The sequence below is a fragment of the Bacillus sp. AY18-3 genome (genome assembly GCF_008042305.1).
GTDB lineage: Bacteria > Bacillota > Bacilli > Bacillales > Bacillaceae_G > Bacillus_A > Bacillus_A wiedmannii.
In genome coordinates this window covers 59365-74100 of record NZ_QKQR01000002.1, presented here as the reverse complement: position 1 = coordinate 74100, position 14736 = coordinate 59365, and the positions used below count along the sequence as shown (strand labels likewise).

Sequence of the window (14736 nt, the reverse complement as noted above, 5' to 3'; positions counted from 1 at the left end):
TTTTATTGACATTGAACATAACTTTTTGTATTATACTTACATAAGGTAAGTTATTTACTTTCGAATTATAAATCTCAAATTAAAGATAAGATGTGTAAAAGGGAGAGAATACAATGACAAAAGTACTATTTATTACAGCAAATCCAAATTCAGCAGAAGGTTCTTTCGGAATGGCAGTAGGAGAAGCTTTCATCGAAGCTTATAAAAACGAACATCCACAAGACGAAGTTGTAACAATTGATTTATTCAACACTACAGTACCAGCAATCGATGCGGATGTATTTGCTGCTTGGGGTAAATTTGCAGCAGGTGAAGGCTTTGAAACTTTAACTGAAGTTCAACAACAAAAAGTTGCAGCAATGAACACAAACTTAGAAACATTTATGCATGCGGATCGTTATGTATTCGTAACTCCAATGTGGAACTTTAGCTATCCACCAGTAGTAAAAGCATACTTAGATAACTTAGCAATCGCAGGTAAAACATTCAAGTATACTGAAAATGGCCCAGTTGGCTTATTAGAAGGCAAAAAAGCACTTCACATTCAAGCAACAGGTGGCGTTTATTCTGAAGGAGCATACGCAGCTGTAGACTTCGGCCGCAATCACTTAAAAACAGTATTAGGATTCATTGGTGTAAATGAAACTGAATACATTGCAGTTGAAGGTATGAATGCAAACCCTGAAAAAGCACCAGAAATTAAAGAAGCAGCAATTGCTAATGCTCGTGAATTAGCAAAACGTTTCTAATATAGAATACTTGAAAATGTCCAAGCACTTGCTGTTTGGACATTTTTTCTTCTTTTTCCTTCGTTTGTCTAGTATAATGAAGGTCGGAATGATAATAGGTGGGGGTTCTGTATGATTCAAACGTTTTTTAAAATCTTTTATTTAATTTTAATCGTAATTGCGATTACACCGAGAATGTGGCGTCTGAAAAGACAAGTAAATACGATGTCGCCACAAGAAAAAGATAATGTTGTGTATAAAACGACAAATTGGTTTGGTAAGAAAATGGTACGTGTAGCTGGTGGGACAGTTGAAGTAAAGGGACTGGAAAATGTTCCAAAAGATAAGCCGGTACTAGTTGTAAGTAATCATCAGAGTAATATGGATATTCCTGTTTTACTAGGTTACTTAAATAAACCAATTGGATTTGTTTCAAAAGCAGAGATTAAGAAGTTTCCAGTTGTACCAACTTGGATGGAACTTATGAATTGTGTATTTATGGTTCGTAATGATCGTCGTCAATCTCTTCAAGCGATTAAAGATGGAATTGGGCTGTTAAAGAACGGGCATTCAATCGTAATCTTCCCAGAAGGGACGAGAAGTAAGGGTGGCGAAATTGGAGAGTTTAAGGCTGGGAGTTTTCACCTTGCAGTAAAATCTGGTGTAGCAATCTTACCTGTAACATTAGATGGGACATATAAAATGTTTGAAGCGAATGGAAACCGTATGAAACCAGCTCATGCAACAGTAACAATTTCTAAGCCGATTACAGCTGAAGAGTATGCGAATATGGATATTAAAGAATTAACGAAGCATACACAGGATGTTATCGCATCACAATTACATAAGTAATAAAAAAAGGTTTCAGCTTAATATAAGCTGAAACCTTTTTTTATGCTGTAGGTAAGACATAAAAGAGTACGCAGAAGAACATCATCGCACTACCACCTAAAACGAAAAGATGCCAAATGGCATGATTGAAAGGTAACTTTTCCCAAAGGAAGAATATAGCCCCTACAGAATATAAAATTCCGCCTGCTAAAAGTAGTGAAAAACCATGTCCAGTTAGATTTTCATAAAGTGGTTTAATAGCAACGATTATGAGCCATCCCATTATGATATAACATAATGTTGATGCCTTAATAAAGCGACGTACAAAGAAAATTTTGAAGATGATACCTCCGAGTGCTAGTGTCCATATAATAGCGAGTAACGTCCAGCCTAATGGTCCGCGAAGCGTAATAAGTAAAAAAGGAGTATATGTGCCAGCGATTAATAAATAAATGGCTGAGTGATCTAGTATAGTAAATAATTTTTCTACTTTTGGATGATGAATGCTATGTAACAAGGTCGAAAACAAGTACAGTAAAAACATGCTTACACCATAAACCGTAAATGCAACTACAGCAGATGTGGTACCATGCTTAGAGGCATGAATAATTAATATAATTAAGGCAGGGATGCTTAAAATGGCACCGATACCATGTGTAATTGCATTTGCAATTTCTTCTTTCACAAAATGTGTCATTCGCGTCATTTTTTCAGTCATAATGCAAATCCTTTCTACTATCATAAAATAATATGTCACTTCCCTTACCATATCATACACAAGGGCAATAGAAAATGAAATTTGTATAATTGATTATATTTTTGAATTTTTTTGACAAAAGGCAATGGATTTGTTGACGTTTTCAAACTTTTTTGACAAAATAAAATTATGCAATAGTAGGACAAGGAATCTACTAATAAAGGGGATGGAGAAATGTTTTCAAATATTGGCTTTCCAGGATTAATTTTAATTTTAGTAGCTGTACTCATTTTGTTTGGGCCGAAAAAATTGCCGGAAATCGGAAAGGCTTTAGGGGAAACGTTAAAAGAATTCAAAAAATCAACGAAAGAATTGACTGATGATGCATTTCAAGAGAAGGAAAAGAAAGAAAAAATGTAATGAATTTTCCTCGAAATGGATAAATAAAGTGTGGTGAACGAGATGGAAGATCGGGAAATGAGCGTAGTAGAACATATTGTTGAGCTTCGCAAACGAGTAATATATACAGTACTATCCTTTGTCCTATTTTTAATTATCGGATTTACTTTTACGAAGGATATTTATTTTTGGCTAGTAAAAGATTTACCAATGAAATTAACTGTTCTCGGTCCAAGTGATGTATTATGGATTTTTTTCTCGATTGCTACAGTATTTGCTATCGTTTGTACAATTCCTTTTGCTGCTATACAAATTTGGTTATTTGTAAAACCGGGTTTACATCCAAATGAACAAAAAATGACAGTAATGTATATACCGGTATTGTCTATATTATTTATTGCAGGTTTATGTTTTGGATATTTCGTTGTAATGCCGTTTTTATTTCATTTTTTAAATACGATAGGTAATGAAATGTTTAATACGATGTTTACGACAGAAAAGTATTTTCATTTTGTTCTTAATTTAACAGTTCCATTTGCTGTAATTTTTGAATTACCTGTAGTTGTCATGTTTTTAACGAGTATTGGACTGTTAACGGCGGAATTGCTAATAAAAATAAGAAGGTATGCTTACGTAGCATTGATTATCATTGCATCGTGTATATCACCGCCGGATTTTTTATCACATAGTTTAGTAGCGGTACCGCTTATTTGTATTTATGAAATTAGTATCGCTTTATCAAAGATTGTCAGTAAGCGGAAAAAGAAAAGAGAAGAAGAAATACAGTCGAAAAGTGCCTCGTTATAAAGGCACTTTTTTTATTTATTTGTTATACTTTAGACATAAACGTATACAATATATAGAAGAAAAAAATTATAGAATCTCCAAAATTTAGACAAACTTTGCGCTTTGCTAAGTTTATACTAAAATTATTAAGCAATATACGGATAGCGGGATTCCTGTCTGATCGGATATTTAGGATGGAGGATGAATAGAGTATAAATCTTCTAACCAAAAGGACTACAGGGATTGACTAAGGATACTTTTGTATTCATAGAAGTCTCCACTTTAAACAACGTGTTACAGGGTAAAGTAGAGGAAGTTCAAAAATCCAATGAAAAAGAGGATTGATATTGTGATTACGAAAAGTTTTTATTTCACTCATTCAACAGGGGATTGTATTAAAATATTCGAAATCCCTGTCCTACAGGCACAGCATCCATTATCGTTTCTAATTCAGTCTCGTCTTCAATTATTTATTGCAAAAATTCAAAAACAAAAGCACCCAAGATTTTCGTATTCTTTCCGTGAATATTTGCAAAATTGTTTGAAGTGGAATGATTATTTAAATGTATATAAAACAAATACCCTTGAAAAAAATGCATGATACAAAGTATGGACAGGGTTAGTAAACTCTGTCTTTTTCATTTTAGGTATAAAAATATAATTAATTTGGTGAAATTTGTTCGAAATTGTTGAAAGCACAGGGAATGCTAGTATAATAACAAGGAGAGCGTATTGGAAAGGGAAGAATATAATATGCAAAAAATTAAAATTGTAACAGATTCAACTGCAGATTTAACGCAGGATGTAATCGAAAAGTATGGCATTCATGTGCTACCATTATCAATCTCTGTAAATGGACAAACATATTTAGATCGCGTTGATTTACAACCTGATGAATTTATTGAAGAAATGATCAAATCAGAGGAATTACCAAAAACATCACAACCGGCAATGGGTACATTTGTAGAAATGTATGACAAGTTAGGTGAAGATGGAAGTGAAGTACTTTCCATTCATATGACAAGTGGAATGAGTGGTACTGTGGCAACTGCCAATAGTGCTGCATCAATGACCGACACAAAAGTAACAGTTGTTGATTCTCAATTTATTACACATGCTTTAGCATATCAAGTAATAGAAGCTGCAAAAATGGCAAATGAAGGACGCTCACTAGAAGAAATTTTAAAACGTGTAGATGAAGTGAGAAAGAATACTCGTTTATATGTAGTAGTAGATACATTAGAAAATTTAGTGAAGGGTGGGCGTATCGGTAAAGGAAAAGCGTTTATCGGTTCGCTACTCAATATAAAGCCAATTGCTAGCCTTGAAGATGGTGTTTATAACCCTGTAACGAAAGTGCGTAGCCAAGGTCAAATTGTAAAAACGTTAGCTAAGTTATTTGAGGAAGATACAGCTGGAAAAGTTGTAAAAGCTGTTGCAATTCCGCATGCGAAAGCAATTCCTTTAGCTGAAAATGTAAAAGCGGCTGTTGAAAAAGTGAGTGGATTTGCTCAATCAGAAATTTTCTTTACAACGCCTATTATTAGTACTCATACAGGTCCGGGTGCAATCGGATTTATGTATTTAGCAGAGTAATAAAAAAGCTACTTGAAATGAATTTTCAAGTAGCTTTTTTATGTGAATAGAAAGTAAGAAATAAGAAGGGTTATACAGGCACTCCCGCTAATGATATAGCGAGTCTGTAAATATTTATTCATAGAAAACACCCACTGATTAAAGTTTTACTTTATGATTTTCTATAGTATATGTTGGATATAGAAAATAAGTAGTTACGTTATACGTGTAATGTTTCAATTTTTTCATTTACTTGCTTATCGTTTGTTGCGCTATTATAAGTAAAAGTTTGGCCTAAAAAGAGTACATGCAGTTGTTCCCACGGTAACATACGTAAATTCCAATTATTTCGGAGCCTTGTTACTGCCTCGCGAGGTGTTTCATCGGCAAGGGCAAAAGCTCCGTAATGCATCGGTATAAAGTGTGTAGCGTTTAAATCTAAATAAGCTTGCACTGCCTCTTCAGGTGAAACATGAGATACTTTCATAAACCACTCTGGCTCATAAGTGCCAATTGGCATAAGGGCAATATCAATTGAAAAGCGTCTGCCAATTTCTTTGAAACCTTGGAAATAGCCACTGTCACCACAAAAATAAACGGTTTCTTTCGTTGGTTCATTATTAATAATCCATCCCCCCCAGTGAGATGTATTCATATCAAATAAGGATCTTCTCGTCCAGTGCTGGGCCGGTACGAAGTGAAAGGAAACATCATTAATGATCGTATTTTCCCACCAATTATACTCTTCTACACGAGTAAATTTTTTGCGAGTAAATAGTTTTTTCAGTCCAATAGGAACAAGGTATAAAACATCATCATTTAGCTGGCGAAGCGTTGAAAAATCTAAATGGTCATAATGACCGTGTGAAATGAGGACAATATCAATTTTAGGTAGTTCTTGTATAGAAAGACCAGGTTCAGTAAGTCTTGGAACTAATTTTAATTTAGTAGCCCATACTGGATCTGTTAATATATTCAGCCCATTCGTTTGGATAAGGAATGTGGAATGACCAATCCAAGTTACAGACGTCTTTTCAAAGTTGTTTTGTAGAAATTTACTTTGCTTAACAGGTGATTGTTCTACTAAAAAAGAAAAATCCTTTTTATTTTGTTTTCGTTCTTTTCGCCAACGTATAAAGGAACGAATTGATTTTTTTGTACTCACATTATCCATGTTTTCATAACGTTTTGTCATGAACATCACCTCATTTAAAATCGTTGTAATTGTATTGTACCGAAATGTTGTTAAGGAATACAGTGTATAACATGGATGAATGTTTAAGGAATTGTTAAAAAATAGGGGGATGCGTTTACAAAAGTAACAATAAAATTAGTTTTGCAACTTCTATTTAGAGAAATAATAGTAAAAAAATAAATTTTGTCTAGTAATTGGCTTAAAATAAAGAAGTAACATACGTAAATTCGTACGATTTCGTGAACAAATGTAGTAAACAATTTTCTCGTAGTGTTAACTTTTGTTATGATAAACATAACCTATTTAAATTTAGGATAGAGAAAAGAGGTTTATAGATGAAGCGTTATCAAAAAATAATTGGTCTTATGGTTGTATTTTGTCTCTTTGTACTTGCTGGATGTAGTGGATCGGGTTCAAAGCTTCGTAAACCATTGAATTGGGATTTAGAAACTTTCCAATTTACAAATCAAGATGGAAAGTCATTTGGTACAAAAGATTTAAAAGGGAAAGTTTGGGTTGCTGATTTTATGTTCACAAATTGCCAAACAGTTTGTCCGCCAATGACTGCCAATATGGCAAAACTGCAAAAGATGGCCAAAGAAGAGAAATTAGACGTTCAGTTTGTTTCGTTTAGTGTAGATCCAGACCTTGATAAGCCGGAGAATTTGAAGGCTTTCATTCAAAAGTTTACAGAGGATACTAGTAACTGGAATTTATTAACGGGTTATTCATTAGAAGATATTACAAAGTTTTCAAAAGATAATTTCCAATCACTTGTAGATAAACCTGAGGATGGTCAAGTTATACATGGTACATCATTTTATTTAATTGATCAAAACGGAAAAGTAATGAAAAAGTATAGTGGTATTAGTAATACGCCGTACGAAGACATTATACGTGATATGAAGAGATTAGTGGATTAAAAAGAAGGGTGCATAGCACCCTTCTTTTTTTACATTAGTCTATGGATAAAATGTCATGTTGTTGTGGAAGTTTTGGTGCCCGAATTTCTAACACGCCGTTTTGATACGAAGCTTTCGCTGCTTTTTTATTAATTGAGTACGGTAATTTAATCAATCTTGATGCTTCTGAAATGGAACGTTCTCGGCGATAATAGTTATGAGATGTTTCTTCCTCGACCTCTTCAAGTATCTCTTCTTTTACAGAGACTTTTAAGTATTCACTTTGTATTTCAATTTGAATTTGTTCTTTTTGTATACCTGGTAGTTCAGCTGTAACAACGAGTTCTTCACCAACTTCATATAAATCTACGGGGAATGTTAATAAACGATTTCCTTTTTGGAAAAAATGATTTAAATCAGCGATTACATTGCGAAGTGGTGTTTGCTCGAAGAAATCATCAATTTGCTTTAAATAATTGCGAACCGGTGGGCGAGAAGAGTCTTTTTTTTCTTCACTCATGGTATTCCCTCCTAGAAATCAATTTGCAATATCATATGACAAAAGCGGAGAAAGGTGATTGCCTAGTTTTCATGTTTTCATAAAAAATTGTTAAAAATGTGAAATGGAGTGATTTTTTTATAGTTTTTGGTCGCCATATTCAATTGATTATGCTAGTATAAATAGGGTTGATATAGTAGTATATAGACAGAATGAAAACTGAAAGAGGGTAAGAAGTATGTGTGGTTTTGTAGGATGTTTATGTGAAAACCCTAGAGAGTTTTCAGAAACAGAAAAACATCAATTTGAAAATATGAACACGATGATTTTCCACCGTGGTCCAGATGACGAAGGATATTTTCGTGATGAACATGTACAATTTGGCTTCCGCCGTTTAAGCATCATTGACTTAGAGGCAGGACATCAGCCGCTAACTTATGAAAATGATCGATATGTAATTATTTTTAATGGTGAAATTTACAACTATGTAGAATTACGTGAAATGTTACTTGAAAAAGGTGCAACGTTTGCAACACAATCTGATACAGAAGTTATCATTGCATTGTATGCACATATGAAAGAAAAATGTGTAGACTATCTTCGTGGTATGTTTGCATTTATGATTTGGGATCGTGAAGAGAAGAAACTTTTCGGTGCACGTGACCACTTCGGTATTAAACCTTTATACGTCGCACAACAAGGTGATACTACATTCTTCGCATCTGAGAAGAAAAGTATTATGCATGTGATGGAAGATAAAGGCGTTAATCCAACGTCACTACAACATTACTTTACGTACCAATATGGTCCAGAGCCAGAAACATTAACAATTGATGTTAATAAAATCGAGCCTGGTCATTATTTCGTAAAAGAAATCGGTAAAGAGATGGAAATCCATCGCTACTGGAAACCTTATTTCAATGCTTCAAGCGCAACGAAAGAGGAGCATATCCAAGCAATTCGTGATGTGTTGTATGATTCAGTAAAAGTGCATATGCGCAGTGATGTACCAGTAGGTTCATTCTTATCTGGTGGTATCGATTCATCTATTATCGCTTCTATCGCAAGAGAAATGAATCCAAATCTTTTAACATTCTCAATTGGTTTTGAACAACGTGGTTTCAGTGAAGTTGATGTTGCAAAAGAAACTGCTGAGAAATTAGGCGTTAAAAACCATAACGTATTCATTTCAGCGAAAGAGTTTATGGATGAGTTCCCAAAAATCATTTGGCATATGGATGATCCTTTAGCAGATCCAGCAGCTGTACCATTGTACTTCGTTGCAAAAGAAGCACGTAAGCATGTAACAGTTGTTCTTTCAGGTGAAGGTGCAGACGAGCTATTTGGTGGTTATAACATTTATCGTGAGCCAAACTCACTAAAAATGTTCTCTTACATTCCTAGCCCAGGTAAGAGCGTTCTAAAAGCATTAAGTGGTGCTCTTAAAGAAGGATTTAAAGGAAAGAGCTTCCTAGAGCGTGGGTGTACGCCAATTGAAGAGCGTTACTATGGAAACGCGAAAATCTTCCGTGAAGAAGAGAAAGTTGAATTAATGAAGTATTACAATGAAAGTGTTAACTATATGGATATCACGAAACCATTGTATAACGAGATTAAAGATTATGATGATGTAAGCAAAATGCAGTACATTGACATGTTCACATGGTTACGCGGTGACATTTTATTAAAAGCTGATAAAATGACAATGGCAAACTCATTAGAACTTCGTGTACCGTTCTTAGATAAAGAAGTATTTGATGTTGCATCTAAAATTCCAACTGAATTTAAGATTGCTAACGGAACTACGAAAGCTATTTTACGTGAAGCGGCACGCGGAATCGTTCCAGATCACGTATTAGATCGTAAAAAACTTGGATTCCCAGTACCAATTCGTCACTGGTTAAAAGACGAAATGCATGATTGGGCTATCAATATTATAAACGAGAGTAAAACAGAGCATTTAATCGACAAACAGTATGTATTAAACTTACTGGAAGCACATTGTGCAGATAAAGGCGATTATAGCCGTAAAATTTGGACTGTACTTGCGTTTATGGTATGGCATCAAATTTATGTTGAGCATAAATACGATACGAATAAGTTCCACGAAGAAACGAAACGTGCGTATAGCTTAGTTTAATTAGAAAAACCTTAAGATCGCATATGGTCTTAAGGTTTTTTTCATAAATAGGACGTATTATTGATACAATAATAGTAAAAGGATGGACAACATATGATTACGTTTGAAAAAGTAACTGTAGATAATGAAAGCGTTGTTAAAGAAATGTTTCGCTCACATAGTTTAACTGAGAATCAAGTACAGTATTGTGTGAAAGTTGATGATACATATATTGGTGTAATAGACTATAGTGTACAAGAGGAGAGTGCAATTTTATCGCAGTTAATTATTCACTTTGATTATCAAAGTTACGGTTATGGGACAAATACGTATTTTACATTTGAAACGATGATGAAAGAAAGAAACGTGAAAGAGATAAAGGTATTACAAACGGAATTAACAGAACAAGCAAAAACTTTCATAGAGAGCTTTGGTTTTAATGAAGAAGATGGAATATATGTGAAGAAAATATAACGATGAGTAGTTGTGCGAGATAAATATAAGGCAGGTGGATATATGACGATGACTTCTGGTCTTGTATTAATTGGAGGGTGTTTTATAGTAGCAGAGCTAATCCATATGTTCATTCGAAAAAGAATGAATAAGAAAAGAAAGCCGTATGAATTACAATATGCCCCTGTGTTTTTCCTTTTATTTTGTATGCTTATTACATTACAAAACATAACGAACTTTCCACCGCTTTTAAATATTTTTTTAAAGTTCGGTTTGCTGTATAGTAGCACTGGAATAGCCCTTTTATTTCTTTTATTTTGCATACGTTATATTCACTATCAATCGTATATATTTATTTTAAATTGGTTAAAGCACAATGATAGAAACCGCCTTATATAAGGCGGTTTTTTTATTTGTAATTGTAATGGTTTTGAAAGTTATATGTATGCTGATTTATTTAATAGTAGTTCCATATATCAAAAAACAACGAGGTGCAATTTGACATGGAATATAAATAAGTGGATAACAAGATACAGATGTTTTTGTATATAAAGCTCAAAATTTCATTAAAATTTATAAAAATAATTAGATGATTTAACATATTATCTATTATTAGTATGTGGTACTATATATTCTTAACCTGTAACGTAAGTAGGTGTATAAATTTGAAATGTTAATCAACTAGTTTATCTTAAGTGCTGACAAATAGCAGGATTAAATTTTGGGGAGGTTTCGTTTTTTTTTATGTTTAATTTGGATATTTTATTTCTTGAATGGATGACCAGTGTGGAGGGAAGTGTGCTTACAATACTTTTTAAACTTATATCTAGTATTGCAAATGAAACGTTGTATTTAGTCATTATTTCGATTTTATATTGGTGCGTTTCTAAAAGAAAAGCATTTCATATGATTGTTATGCTTTGTTTCTCTGGGTATATAGGGATAGTGGTAAAAGAATTCATGAAAATCCCGCGACCGTATACATACGAAGGAATTCAGGCTTTATATGAAAAATCAGCTGCAGGTTATTCTTTTCCAAGTACACACGTCCAGTTAGCGACAACATTTTGGGGCTCTTTTATGATGTTATGTAAAAAGAGAATCATTTGGATCATTGGAATTATTTTTATAATATTGGTTGCTACTTCTCGTCTATATTTACGTGTACATTGGCTCAGTGATATAATAGGTGCCGTTTTAATTAGTGTCATAGTTGTTTATTTATATACGAAAGTAACAGGGGAATTAAGTGATAGGAAATTTATATTGTTACAACGAATTGTATTGGCAGTTTCACTCATTATGTATTTTATGACTGACCAAATAGATAATTTAAAATTACTTGGAGTTTTGACAGGTTCTACGATTGGTATCATGTTAGAGAATCACTTTATTAAAATGAATGAAAATAATAATTTTAAAATACAAGTAGTAAAAACAGTTTTAGGCCTTAGTTTCATGTTAATGATACAGCTCATACTAAAAAAAGTAATACCTGATATGTATTATGTACGTTATGCATTGACTGGAATTACAATTACTTTCTTATGTCCGTTTATGTTTCACATGTTACGGTTAAAAAGTGAATAGCAAATAAGTACAAAAATATTTTGAATAAAAATGAGGTGGAAATTATATATATTGTAAAAGTTTTCTGATATATCTATTGACAATGTATGAGATATACATTAATCTTTAAATGTTAATGAAGATCATTTTCAACTAGGGGGATTTATGACACGCACTAAAAATATTCTTATACTTTGCATTATGTTATTAATGGTCATAATTGCAGGTTGCGGTAAAGAAAAAGAGAAGAAAGATAAAGATACATCAGTAAAGGCAAAAGATTCATATAGTATAAAGCATGCGATGGGCGAAACGACAGTAAATGGTACACCAAAAAGAGTTGTTGTTTTAACGAATGAGGGTGCTGAGGCACTTTTAACTGTTGGAGTAACGCCAGTTGGAACGACAAAACCACGAGCTGGGGATGAATGGTATCCTCATTTAGCGAATGAGTTAAAAGATACGAAAGTAGTAGGAACTGAGCGTGACATTAATTTAGAGGCAGTAATGAAGCTTCAGCCGGATTTAATTATTGGAAATAAAATGCGTCACGAAAAAATATACGAGCAGTTAAAAGAAATCGCGCCAACAGTATATGCTGAAACATTGCGCGGTGATTGGAAAGAAAACTTTACGCTTTATACAAAAGCTGTAAATAAAGAAAAAGAAGGGCAAAATGCTCTTAATGATTATAAAAAGCGTATTGCAGGAATAAAAGAACAATTAGGTAATAAAATTAACTCTAAAGTTTCAATTATTCGCTTCGTCCCAGGTGATGTTCGTATTTATCAAAAAAATTCATTCTCAGGCGTTGTATTAAATGATATTGGATTTAAACGACCACCATTACAAGATAAAGATGAATTTGCGATAAAAGGAATTACAAAAGAACAAATTCCAAATATGGACGGGGACTACTTATTCTATTTCACATCTGATAAAGATGCGGATAAGAATAATGAAGGAAACACGTTAGCGAAAGAATGGACAGAAGATCCGCTCTTTAAGCAGTTACAGGCTTCTAAAGATAATAAAGTATTCGAAGTAGATGAAGTGATTTGGAATACAGCAGGTGGTATTGTAGCTGCAAACCTTATGTTAGATGATATTGAAAAATATTTTTTAAAGTAAATGAATGGTCGAGTACATCACCTTAAATGGGTGATGTACTTTTTTATTTATAAAAATACAGAAAATTCCTTCTTTTGAGTGTGGATAAGTTGTACAATTAAACCAATTATGGAATAAAGGAGTGGGAATGAATGAAAGCTACTCATAAAGATTGGATTTTGTTTAACGGAAGAATTGTAAATACGAAGGAAGAACAGCCGATGATTCCATTAGAGGAGAGAGGCTTTCAATTTGGTGATGGTATATACGAGGTATTCAGACTATATGATGGGAAGCCACATTTATTAGATCTACATTTGGAACGATTCTTTAATTCTATGGAAGAAATAAAACTAATTCCACCTTTTACTAAGGAGGAGTTAGTGGAAGAGTTGCATCAAATGATTGAAAAAAATCAATTTCAAGAAGATGGGAATGTATATTTGCAAATATCAAGAGGTGCTCAAGCACGTAATCATGTATATGAGTCAAATATGCAACCAACATATTTTGCAAATATTGTTTCGTTTCCAAGACCAATTGCTGCTATGGAACTGGGAATAAAAGTTACGGTAGAAGAGGATATACGGTGGAAGTTTTGTCATATAAAATCTTTAAATCTGCTACCTAATATTATGATTAAAAATAAAATAAACGAACAAGGCTATCAAGAAGCGATATTAGTACGAGATGGAATTGTAACTGAAGGGTGTCATTCAAATTTCTTTATGGTGAAGAATAATAAATTGATTACACATCCGGCTGACAACTTCATTCTACACGGCATTACACGTCACTTCGTTATTACATTAGCGAAAGAGTTACATATTGAAGTAGAAGAACGAGAATTTTCACTACAAGAAGTATATGAGGCTGATGAGTGCTTCTTTACAGCGACACCACTTGAAATATTCCCAGTCGTTCAAATAGGTGATGAACAGTTTAGAACCGGCGAAAGAGGACCAATTACAAAGAAACTCCAAGTTGCATATGAAGAAAGTATTCGTTTATTTAAAGTTACGAACTAATATTGAAGAAAAAAGCTGGTATTCCTCCAGCTTTTTTTCATGATATAATTCAAACATAGGACAAGATTTGAAAACGTTGTAAAAAGGGGATTTAATGTATGAATTATGAAGATTTTAAAGAAGTAATTCACGGTAGACGAAGTGTTAGGAAGTTCACAGAACAAGAAGTATCCATTAGTGACATAAAAGAAATTATTGATTGTGCTCGTTATGCACCGAGTGATACGAACTCACAAACTTGGGAGTTCTTGGTCATTATGAACCGAGAGAAAATTAAAGAAATTGAGCAAATGACTTGGGATGCATTACATAAACTTGCGGCAAAAGCGGCAGAAAACGGAGAAGAGAAAGCAGGGAAATTACTTACCCGTTCATTTGGACCATATGCAACAGCTTTCTCAGAGGCACCTGTATTAATCGTGTGTTTGGCAACACCATATGAATCAAAATTTCGCGAAAAGATATTTGATCCAATTGCTTTTGTTCCAGATTCAGTTTGGGAAGAAGAAGGAATTAAGAGTAGCTGTTTAGCGGCACAAAACTTAATGTTGGCTGCACATGCGAAAGGGCTGGGTACTTGTCCAATGACAGGACCGGTATTGTTAGCTCAAGATGAACTACGACAATATTTACAAATTGAGTCTGAAAAACAAATAAATATGGTTATTTCACTCGGTTTTCCGAAAGATAAGCCGAAGAAACTTCCAAGAAAAGAAGTAGATGAGATTACAACATTTGTTTTTTAAAGCTTAAAATAAAAAGACATTGAATGAACAATGTCTTTTTATTTTGGACAGGTATGTAATTAATTTGTTGGGCTAAAATGATAGATAAGAGGGAATTAC

General features: G+C 33.4%; 17 protein-coding genes. 14 read left to right on the top strand and 3 right to left on the bottom strand.

Translation table 11 applies throughout. The features are described from left to right. Positions 1 to 113: 113 nt before the first annotated feature. Together DM800_RS00965 and DM800_RS00960 are read left to right on the top strand one after the other, a co-directional pair. The gene (locus DM800_RS00965) at positions 114 to 749 is read left to right on the top strand and encodes an FMN-dependent NADH-azoreductase (protein WP_048541201.1); all 636 of its coding nucleotides are present in this window, start codon (positions 114 to 116) and stop codon (positions 747 to 749) included. A gap of 111 nt (positions 750 to 860) precedes the next feature. Then, on the top strand, positions 861 to 1580 hold the full coding sequence (locus DM800_RS00960; RefSeq protein ID WP_087982533.1) for a lysophospholipid acyltransferase family protein: 720 nt from the start codon (positions 861 to 863) through the stop codon (positions 1578 to 1580). A 40-nt stretch (positions 1581 to 1620) separates the two neighbouring features. Here the strand turns inward: DM800_RS00960 and trhA are convergent, their stop codons facing one another. Further along, positions 1621 to 2277, bottom strand: coding sequence for a PAQR family membrane homeostasis protein TrhA (gene trhA, locus DM800_RS00955; RefSeq protein ID WP_147786224.1), 657 nt, complete (start codon positions 2275 to 2277; stop codon positions 1621 to 1623). 213 nt (positions 2278 to 2490) lie between these two features. Between trhA and DM800_RS00950 the strand changes: the two genes are divergently transcribed. The 4 genes from DM800_RS00950 to DM800_RS00935 all read left to right on the top strand — a co-directional run bounded on the left by DM800_RS00950 (position 2491) and on the right by DM800_RS00935 (position 5037). Further along, the gene (locus DM800_RS00950) at positions 2491 to 2676 is read left to right on the top strand and encodes a twin-arginine translocase TatA/TatE family subunit (protein ID WP_000492443.1); all 186 of its coding nucleotides are present in this window, start codon (positions 2491 to 2493) and stop codon (positions 2674 to 2676) included. 42 nt (positions 2677 to 2718) lie between these two features. Then, positions 2719 to 3462: a twin-arginine translocase subunit TatC gene (gene tatC, locus DM800_RS00945; protein WP_147786223.1), complete on the top strand. Its 744-nt coding sequence runs from the start codon at positions 2719 to 2721 to the stop codon at positions 3460 to 3462. A 328-nt stretch (positions 3463 to 3790) separates the two neighbouring features. Beyond that, a complete protein-coding gene (locus tag DM800_RS00940) occupies positions 3791 to 4042 on the top strand; it encodes a DUF2535 family protein (protein WP_000629012.1) in 252 nt (83 codons plus the stop codon). 152 nt (positions 4043 to 4194) lie between these two features. Beyond that, positions 4195 to 5037, top strand: a complete 843-nt coding sequence (locus tag DM800_RS00935) for a DegV family protein (RefSeq protein ID WP_033657798.1) — start codon at positions 4195 to 4197, stop codon at positions 5035 to 5037. Positions 5038 to 5236: 199 nt separating this feature from the next. Here DM800_RS00935 and DM800_RS00930 read toward each other — a convergent pair whose 3' ends face one another. After that, the gene (locus DM800_RS00930; protein WP_147786222.1) at positions 5237 to 6211 is read right to left on the bottom strand and encodes an MBL fold metallo-hydrolase; all 975 of its coding nucleotides are present in this window, start codon (positions 6209 to 6211) and stop codon (positions 5237 to 5239) included. A gap of 335 nt (positions 6212 to 6546) precedes the next feature. On the opposite strand from DM800_RS00930, the gene DM800_RS00925 reads away from it, so the two are divergent. Continuing rightward, positions 6547 to 7134, top strand: a complete 588-nt coding sequence (locus DM800_RS00925) for an SCO family protein (RefSeq protein ID WP_046959312.1) — start codon at positions 6547 to 6549, stop codon at positions 7132 to 7134. A 34-nt stretch (positions 7135 to 7168) separates the two neighbouring features. Here the strand turns inward: DM800_RS00925 and DM800_RS00920 are convergent, their stop codons facing one another. Then, complete coding sequence (locus DM800_RS00920) at positions 7169 to 7633, bottom strand: Hsp20/alpha crystallin family protein (protein ID WP_001288088.1); 465 nt, start codon at positions 7631 to 7633, stop codon at positions 7169 to 7171. Positions 7634 to 7850: 217 nt separating this feature from the next. On the opposite strand from DM800_RS00920, the gene asnB reads away from it, so the two are divergent. From asnB to DM800_RS00885, 7 genes are all read left to right on the top strand, one after another. Next, a complete protein-coding gene (asnB, locus tag DM800_RS00915; protein WP_000333826.1) occupies positions 7851 to 9752 on the top strand; it encodes an asparagine synthase (glutamine-hydrolyzing) in 1902 nt (633 codons plus the stop codon). Positions 9753 to 9845: 93 nt separating this feature from the next. Continuing rightward, positions 9846 to 10205, top strand: a complete 360-nt coding sequence (locus tag DM800_RS00910) for a GNAT family N-acetyltransferase (protein WP_048541207.1) — start codon at positions 9846 to 9848, stop codon at positions 10203 to 10205. Between the two features lie 48 nt (positions 10206 to 10253). Further along, positions 10254 to 10583, top strand: coding sequence for a hypothetical protein (locus DM800_RS00905; RefSeq protein ID WP_097907492.1), 330 nt, complete (start codon positions 10254 to 10256; stop codon positions 10581 to 10583). A 345-nt stretch (positions 10584 to 10928) separates the two neighbouring features. Next, complete coding sequence (locus DM800_RS00900; RefSeq protein WP_088063257.1) at positions 10929 to 11774, top strand: phosphatase PAP2 family protein; 846 nt, start codon at positions 10929 to 10931, stop codon at positions 11772 to 11774. A gap of 144 nt (positions 11775 to 11918) precedes the next feature. Beyond that, the gene (locus DM800_RS00895) at positions 11919 to 12884 is read left to right on the top strand and encodes an ABC transporter substrate-binding protein (RefSeq protein ID WP_147786221.1); all 966 of its coding nucleotides are present in this window, start codon (positions 11919 to 11921) and stop codon (positions 12882 to 12884) included. A 131-nt stretch (positions 12885 to 13015) separates the two neighbouring features. Beyond that, a complete protein-coding gene (gene dat, locus DM800_RS00890; protein WP_000648369.1) occupies positions 13016 to 13891 on the top strand; it encodes a D-amino-acid transaminase in 876 nt (291 codons plus the stop codon). A 98-nt stretch (positions 13892 to 13989) separates the two neighbouring features. Continuing rightward, positions 13990 to 14637 carry a nitroreductase family protein gene (locus DM800_RS00885; protein ID WP_046955687.1) on the top strand — a complete coding sequence of 216 codons (648 nt, stop codon included), beginning with the start codon at positions 13990 to 13992 and terminating at the stop codon, positions 14635 to 14637. The last annotated feature ends 99 nt before the right edge of the window (positions 14638 to 14736 follow it).

Coding starts and splice junctions, on each gene's coding strand:
- DM800_RS00930 (WP_147786222.1), bottom strand. CDS start 6,211: ATGACAAAACGTTATGAAAACATGGATAATGTGAGTACAAAAAAATCA.
- dat (WP_000648369.1), top strand. CDS start 13,016: ATGAAAGCTACTCATAAAGATTGGATTTTGTTTAACGGAAGAATTGTA.
- DM800_RS00920 (WP_001288088.1), bottom strand. CDS start 7,633: ATGAGTGAAGAAAAAAAAGACTCTTCTCGCCCACCGGTTCGCAATTAT.
- tatC (WP_147786223.1), top strand. CDS start 2,719: ATGGAAGATCGGGAAATGAGCGTAGTAGAACATATTGTTGAGCTTCGC.
- DM800_RS00895 (WP_147786221.1), top strand. CDS start 11,919: ATGACACGCACTAAAAATATTCTTATACTTTGCATTATGTTATTAATG.
- trhA (WP_147786224.1), bottom strand. CDS start 2,277: ATGACTGAAAAAATGACGCGAATGACACATTTTGTGAAAGAAGAAATT.
- DM800_RS00965 (WP_048541201.1), top strand. CDS start 114: ATGACAAAAGTACTATTTATTACAGCAAATCCAAATTCAGCAGAAGGT.
- DM800_RS00950 (WP_000492443.1), top strand. CDS start 2,491: ATGTTTTCAAATATTGGCTTTCCAGGATTAATTTTAATTTTAGTAGCT.
- DM800_RS00900 (WP_088063257.1), top strand. CDS start 10,929: ATGTTTAATTTGGATATTTTATTTCTTGAATGGATGACCAGTGTGGAG.
- DM800_RS00910 (WP_048541207.1), top strand. CDS start 9,846: ATGATTACGTTTGAAAAAGTAACTGTAGATAATGAAAGCGTTGTTAAA.
- DM800_RS00960 (WP_087982533.1), top strand. CDS start 861: ATGATTCAAACGTTTTTTAAAATCTTTTATTTAATTTTAATCGTAATT.
- DM800_RS00905 (WP_097907492.1), top strand. CDS start 10,254: ATGACTTCTGGTCTTGTATTAATTGGAGGGTGTTTTATAGTAGCAGAG.
- DM800_RS00935 (WP_033657798.1), top strand. CDS start 4,195: ATGCAAAAAATTAAAATTGTAACAGATTCAACTGCAGATTTAACGCAG.
- DM800_RS00885 (WP_046955687.1), top strand. CDS start 13,990: ATGAATTATGAAGATTTTAAAGAAGTAATTCACGGTAGACGAAGTGTT.
- asnB (WP_000333826.1), top strand. CDS start 7,851: ATGTGTGGTTTTGTAGGATGTTTATGTGAAAACCCTAGAGAGTTTTCA.
- DM800_RS00925 (WP_046959312.1), top strand. CDS start 6,547: ATGAAGCGTTATCAAAAAATAATTGGTCTTATGGTTGTATTTTGTCTC.